We start from the raw sequence: 7,156 nt of genomic DNA on the forward strand, positions 1-7,156 counted from the left end.
GGCACTTTTTTCTCTAGATGGGGAGTTATCACACGATTACAGCAGTATTAGAGCTTGATGTGACTTCACGGGGCAACTCTAGGCGGAAAGTTGAACCCTCTCCCGGCTGACTTTCCACCTGTATTTTCCCATCCATCATGCGAACTAATCGGTCAGTAATGGCAAGCCCTAAACCCGTACCCCCATGAGTGCGCGTCAGGCTTTGACTGAGTTGTCGAAATTCTTGAAAAATTTGCTGAATTTCCGACTCCTCGATCCCAATGCCCGTATCTTTGACAGCGATCGCAATTTGGTCGGGTGTCGGTTCGCAAGCATCTATAGTAATGCTACCCGAATCGGTAAACTTAATCGCATTGGAAAGAAGATTAACCAACACCTGCCGCACGCGATTACTGTCATTCACAACACAAGGATTATGAAGACTAACGTGAATATGCACTTCCAAATGCTTCTGCTGAGCCAAGCTCTGGAGTTCTTCCACCGTTTGCGAGACTAGCTCGACTAAGTCAAATTCTTCCAAATTTAATTCCAGCTTTCCCGCCTCTAGCTTAGAGAAGTCCAGAATATCCTCAATCAGTTTGAGTAGGTGTTTGCCACTATTAAAAATGCGCTCCAGCATATGTAGTTGGTTTTGACCCAGCTGATGCTGAGCTTGGCGCATCAACAATTGCGAAAAGCCTAGAATCGCATTCATCGGAGTCCGCAGTTCGTGGGACATCAGCGCCAAAAACTGCGACTTCAGCCGGACTTCTTCTTGAAGGCGCAAATTTTGTAAATGATAATAGCGAATTTTCTCCTCCGCTTGCTTGCGGGCGGTGATATCACGTAGCATCCAGCGCAGGGAAGACCCCTTACCTTGCTTATCTGGGACGCTGGTGACAGTCAGCGCAGCATTAAAGAGTTTGCCTTGACGCGATTTTAGTCGCACCTCCCACTCCTGAACTAAGCCTAATTTTGGCACCTGAGTCAGTTGGGAACGAAAGGCTCGACGAGCTTCTTGAGGCACAAATATGATTAGCGGTTTGCCCACTAGGTAAGTGGGCAAGATACCGAGAAGCTCAGCGGCGGCGCGGTTGGCTTCCCGAATCGTTCCAGCCGCATCTGTTACCAGGTAGCCGTCTGGAGCAAACTCGAATAGGTCTAGGTAGCGCTGGCGTTCCGATTCCAATGCTCCCCTCGCCACTAACAACTCCTCATTCTGCTGGCGCAGTTCTTCTTCGGCTACGTGTAATTCTTCCAAAGCGGTTTTTAATTCTTCCAGCGATCCCGCTAGCAGCGCTGGCTGTTGCTGAGGCGATTCGGTGACACGCTGCTGTAACGCCGCTGCGCGTTGGCGTGCCGTCTCTATTTTCTCGGTAAACCGCTCTCCTTTTAGGTGAAAAGTCATGAAATTCTTGATTACTATCTTTTTTTAAACTTTTGTTAAGCTCTTGAATCACCCATTTTGCTTTTTGAGCAATTTGGAAATCAGATTAGCTGTAAGCGCCCTAAGCAACTAGACAAATCACACAAAGTTTTTAGCTTTTGGCAGCAAGTGCCGTTGAACTTAACTTTAATGAATAAATTCCCGTAATACACAAAGTGTGCAAAATCTTAGTAAAGACACTATGTACATACTTTGAGTTAACTGTAAGAAATTTATATGTAAATCCTCTTTAAGGCTGATAAGTTAGGTGAAATCCATAAGCCGTAACCAGAGCTTTATCCACATACCTTTCCGTTCCTTCTCGAAACCAAACAAACCCGATCCCCCAGCCTTCTGCCCACTTCACGGTAAGCGTTGCCTGGTTAGAAGAAGAAAAAGCTAAAATATTTTAGATTTTTTTAGGGAGAAAGCGGCTAAATTTAACTTTTTTTATCTTGTCGGATCGGGGTTTGGAAAGCGGTTATTTTTATACCAGTAGGGTTGATTTTTTACACATACTTAGAAAAGATATTTCAATACAGACTGTAGCTTTGAGATTTTTATAGTATTGGCATAGCGCTGTGCAATTCTTGCATTAATACAATCACTCCCTGAATATCTTTTTTTAAAATAAATAGAGGCATACAGGTGACTTTACACTGAATTGTCCTCCCACGCCGGTTGATAGCATCTAGTGTTTCTTCGTGGTATTCCAAGTCCCCGGTTAAACAGCTTTGAATCGGCTGTCTAAGCTGCTCTACCGGCAAGCCAATCTTTAAATTTAGAAAAGGCTGTCCCTGGACTTCATCGCTTCGCAGTCCCCACAAATCTTCAGCTTGAGGATTCCAGATTTGGATGTTCAGTTCTTGGTTTAATACGACAATGCCGCCCGGTAGGCTGGTAAAAATAGATTTGAGAAAGGCGTTGGCTTGGTTAACCTGGTTGCTGGACAGCCGCAGTTTTTCTGTTGTTAGGCGTAGCTCTTCGTTACTTGTATCTAATTGTTCTGATTTTATTTGTAAATCTTCGTTACGCGCCTCTAAGCTATCAGCAGTGGTCTTAATTTGGGCGATCGCGCTTTGCAGGTGTTCGTTGACGACAAGCCAGTCGTGGTTTTTATTCTCTAAGGCGCGATCGCTCTTGGCTAATGCTTCGACAGTCGCTCGCAGTTGCTCATTGAGAACTTGTAGCCTCTGTTTAGAGTATTGCACCTGGAACTGTCGAGATTGGTTCATGTCTTGGCAATCGCTCTCCATCGCTGCCAAACGCTCGTTGGATTGAGATAGCTCCTCGTGCGCCACCAGCAAGTCTTCCAAGACGAAGCAAAAGTCCTCAAACGCTGCCGTCGCCAACACGATTTGCTGCAAGATTAATGCCTGTAGGGGCGATGAATCAATGGCTAATAAATATTTGTGCAGGATTGCCAAGTGTTGTTGTAGAAGGATTATCTGCTGGGAAAACTTGTCCTCATTCATTCAGGAACTCCTTCTTGCTCCTCCATGAATAAAAGCACTTCTCGAATCTCTCCCTCCTTCCCTAACAAAGGTTTACAAGAGACTTTACACTCAATTGCCTTGCCGCGTCGGTTAGTGGCATTGAGGATAATTTCTTGTAAATCGTTCTCCCCAGCTAGACAGTTGCGAATCGGCTGTTTGAGTTGCTCTACTGGCAAGCCAATATCTAAATTTAGAAAGTGTTGTCCTTGGATTTCATCGCTTCCCAGTCCCCACAACTCCTCAGCTTTGCGATCCCAACGCTGGATATGCATATCTCGCCCGACTACGACGATGCCACCCCGAAGAGTGCCTAAAATCGACTCTAAAAAGGCGTTTGCGTCGTTGAGTTCTTCGCTGCGGCGGTGCATTTCATCGTTAAGAGCCTGCAATTCCTCATTCGTGGATTGTAGCTCTTCGTTCATGGTTTCTAGCTCTTCGTTAGAGGATTGGAGTTCCTCATTTGTCGTCTCTAACTCTTCGTTAGAGGATTGGAGTTCCTCGTTCGTCGTTTCCAACTCTTCATTCGTAGACTGGAGTTCCTCATAAGCCATTTCCAGTTCTTGGTTGGATTGTTGCAAATCGTCCTGTAGCCGTTTGTAGCGGCTGACATCAATGAAGGAAATACTGACGCCTAAAAGATTGTTGGATACCTCTACGAGCGGTACCACCAGCACGTCTAGAGTAATCGTTTCGCCTTTCGGAGTTTGCCACGGCACATCCCTGACAGTAATCTGTCGGCGCTCCGCATAGGCTTGATCGATACAAGAGCGTAATTCCAGGGGACGATAAGAAATTTCTAAATCTTGCAAGGGGCGACCCAGATCCTTCGGACTCAAGGGAAACATTGCCCTAGCACGTTCGTTCACCAGCACTAAAAAGCCATTGACATCTATCACTATCTGGGATGTCGGGCTGCTGTCGAAGGCGACTTCCCGAATGCGGACATGAGTGGCTAGATTGTTCACTGCCTCCTCGCTGCCAGACTGAGCCATAAGCAACAACCGTTCGCGTATTCCTATTTTATGGGCTTTGGTAAAGATACGCCGCTTCAAATCCACAGGTGTGAAAGTGTGGCTGTGGCTGAGCAACATCTCCGCCTTCCCTAAAAAGATAAAGCCACTGTCATTCAGGGCAAAGTGAAAGCGGGAGAGGATTTTAGATTGAGTTTCGGCATTGAAATACATCAAAGTGTTGCGACACACCAGTAAGTCAATGCGGGAGATGGGAGCATCAATCGTCAAGTTGTGACGCCCAAAAATCACCGAGCGACGCAGAGCCTTGCGAAAGTTATAGCCGCGAGCGCATTCCTCGAAGTACTTCTCTACCATTTCCGGAGCCAGATCCGCGACATCCTTCGCTGAATAGGTCGCTTGGCGGGCTAGATTGAGGGCTTCCTCGTCTAACTCGGTGGCATAAATTTTCACCCGTTCTTTGAACTGTTCTACTCCCAGCGCTTCAGCGAACGCCATCGCGATAGTATAAGCTTCTTCTCCAGAGGCACAGCCAGCACTCCAGATGCGGATCGGTTCGTTGATTTGTTTGCGGGCGGCAATGGTGGGAACGATTTCTTCAATAATGTAATCCCAGGCTGAGCGATCGCGGAAGAAGGCAGTTACATTAATCAACAACGTGTTAAACAGGTGAATAAATTCTTCTGGATATACTTCTAGGTAATCCATATAATCGTTGTAGCTTTCCAGTCCTACTATCTGCATCCTTTTCAGGACGCGACGCATCAGAGAGGAACGTTTGTAGCCAGTAAAATCAAAGCCACGGCTGCCTTTAAGATACTCTAGCAGCGCTTCAAATTCAGGGTTGAGGATTGAGCGATCCATAAGTAGTTGTTAGTTATACCAGTTTTCCATAAGTGCAATACGGTTTTGACCTCGCTTCCATTGCTCTAGAAGAATCTGAGAGAGGCTTTGAATTGACCGCCCACAACCGCCTTGGGAAGAGGGTTAGCGCTTAGGTTTTCTCTGTATATCTTACCCGATCGAAAATGACTATAATAGCTACTCGCTTAATCGAATATTTTTTTACACAACATCAATTTAGTATATTAGCGTAATTAGATATCACGCTTTGGGAGTGGTAGAAAGGTTAGTTGTCAATCGCAGCAAGCTGAGGACTTAATGACTACTGAGGATTTCCGATTCCCAGTCTTCAACAAAGTTACATTGATTGCTCACAGTTTGATTAGCGATTCGTGGTAAATCACTAGCTTTTTGCCCTATTTTTATTAGCAAACTCTATCTATAAATGATTAAAGTTGGTGACAACAATTTGCCATTTGCAATTAGCTATTTACCAGATTCACCAAAGTAGCAGCAATTTCATTTAAGGGGAGTATCCAATCGACTGCTCCAGTTTCAATTGCGGCTCCCGGCATCCCAAAATACTGCGAAGATTCCCGATCTTGCGCGATCGCGATTCCGCCCATTTGTTTAATCGCTCTGATGCCGGTTGCACCATCCTTACCCGTCCCGGTGAGGACAACCGCGATCGCTCGTTCTTTAAAACTCGCCGCGATTGATTCAAAGAGTAGATCAGCGGAGGGACGGACAAAATGCACCAGTTTCGTCTGGGTGAGGGAGAGAGTAGCGTCAGGGTCGATCAGCAGGTGATGATTCGGCGGCGCGATATAGATTGTCCCCGGACGCATTTGCTCTCTTGGTTCTGCCTGCTTGACGGGTAGAGACGTGCGACGATTCAGGATTTCTGCGAGTAGGCTGGGGTGTTTGGGGTCTAGGTGCTGGACGATGGCGATCGCTGCCGGAAAGTCTTTTGGCAAGCCAGAAATCAATTCGGTGATGGCTTTTATCCCACCGGCAGACGCTGCCACTGCCACGATGGGAAAGGTAATCAAAGGGTGAGAATTTTCTTCGGTTTCTGGGTTCGATCCTGCTTTTCTCCGATTCTCCTTTTCTACCTGCTTCCCATTTTCCGGGTCTGTCTGGGTATCTTTCTCTTTGTCCCCATTGCCATTTAAAAGCAGTTGCCGGATGATGGTAGCGTTGTGCTGAGCTTCGTGCGCCTGTTCTTCAAAGCGTTTGGCTGACCGAGTTTGGTTGCGATCGCGTGCCCCTTGATGCATCCGACGGGACAAAGCGGCACGTTCTTCTAGTGCCCTAAACGCATTCCACAGTGCCGTCTCTAGTGCCTCAGATTGCTCTGCCAGCAGAGTCTCGCCGGAATAGGCGTGACCCGTGCGGCAGCGGAACCGAAGCAACTGACCGTCGTGCAGTTCCCACAGGGCACCCCCGCAATCTGGACAGCCGAAGCCGGAGGGCGTTCCGGGTCTGTCATCTTTGTGTATGGAAGCCATATTTAATTCTGCGCTCTCGGATTCCATTTCCATCTCATCAGTTACAGGCTCTTTTTCCTCGGCTGTCACTGACTCTTGAGCCAAGCTTACCAGGGTAGGAGCGATCGCTGACAAAGGCAAAATATAATCGACTTCTACGTTCTCGATAGCGCTACGGGGCATTCCGGGAAACAAGGCGTCGTTGGGATCTTGAACCACTGCGACACCGCCTCGCTGCTTCACCGCTGCGAGTCCCGCCGTCCCGTCGTCAAGATTGCCCGATAGCACCACACCCACCACTCGCCGTCCATAGAACTGGGCTGCCGTGCGAAATAGGGGATCGATGGCGGGTCTGTGACCGTTCTCCTTAGGACCACGAGCCAGGTGGATGTATCCGCGTTTAACTAATAAATGGTAATTGGGGGGTGCCACATAAATCCGCCCATATTGAATCGCCTCGCCGTCCTTGGGATGAGATGCTTTCAAAGAGCCGCAGCGATTCAGGATACTTGGCATGGCGCTGGTGCTGTGGGCAGGGAAGTGTATGACGACAAAGATTGCAGCTGGCAAATCCGGCGGCAAAGCCTTGACCAGTTGAGTCAGCGCTTCTACCCCGCCGGCAGAGGCACCGAGGACGATAATATCGTGACCAGACATTTATTTTCTCAATGCAGCGGATGAATTAAATTACCCAATCAAGCGAAGACCGAATTCTCAAAACTCTTTTCAATCGAACAAGTAGCTGAATCATCGCCGCAGACGCTTCGAGATCCTGTATTGGTTACTTTAGGCTAACATCTGTCACTCGTCATCAATCCTCGGCATGAAAGCGCTTACTGAGTAGACCTCTTGCAAAAGTCGTCGCTGGGGTAATATGGGGTCTAAAATTAGGCGATTGCTAGCTGCCGGTCATAAGTTTTACTCATCTTACCTTTGACTGAGCCGAAGTTC

At 47.5% G+C, this 7,156-nt stretch carries 4 protein-coding genes; all 4 read right to left on the reverse strand.

The annotated features are described in order from the left end of the window. Positions 1-28 precede the first annotated feature (28 nt). Positions 29-1,387 carry an ATP-binding protein gene (locus H6F52_RS25045; RefSeq protein ID WP_190537083.1) on the reverse strand — a complete coding sequence of 453 codons (1,359 nt, stop codon included), beginning with the start codon at positions 1,385-1,387 and terminating at the stop codon, positions 29-31. A gap of 578 nt (positions 1,388-1,965) precedes the next feature. After that, complete coding sequence (locus H6F52_RS25050; protein ID WP_190537084.1) at positions 1,966-2,880, reverse strand: PAS domain S-box protein; 915 nt, start codon at positions 2,878-2,880, stop codon at positions 1,966-1,968. After that, entirely contained in the window at positions 2,877-4,736 is a 1,860-nt protein-coding gene (locus tag H6F52_RS25055) for a CheR family methyltransferase (protein WP_190427575.1), read from the reverse strand. Before H6F52_RS25055 ends, H6F52_RS25050 begins: the two co-directional genes overlap by 4 nt. Before the next feature lie 461 nt (positions 4,737-5,197). Next, positions 5,198-6,862: a chemotaxis protein CheB gene (locus H6F52_RS25910; RefSeq protein ID WP_190537085.1), complete on the reverse strand. Its 1,665-nt coding sequence runs from the start codon at positions 6,860-6,862 to the stop codon at positions 5,198-5,200. Positions 6,863-7,156: the final 294 nt, after the last annotated feature.

This window comes from Coleofasciculus sp. FACHB-542 (assembly GCF_014695825.1).
Taxonomy (GTDB): domain Bacteria; phylum Cyanobacteriota; class Cyanobacteriia; order Cyanobacteriales; family FACHB-T130; genus FACHB-T130.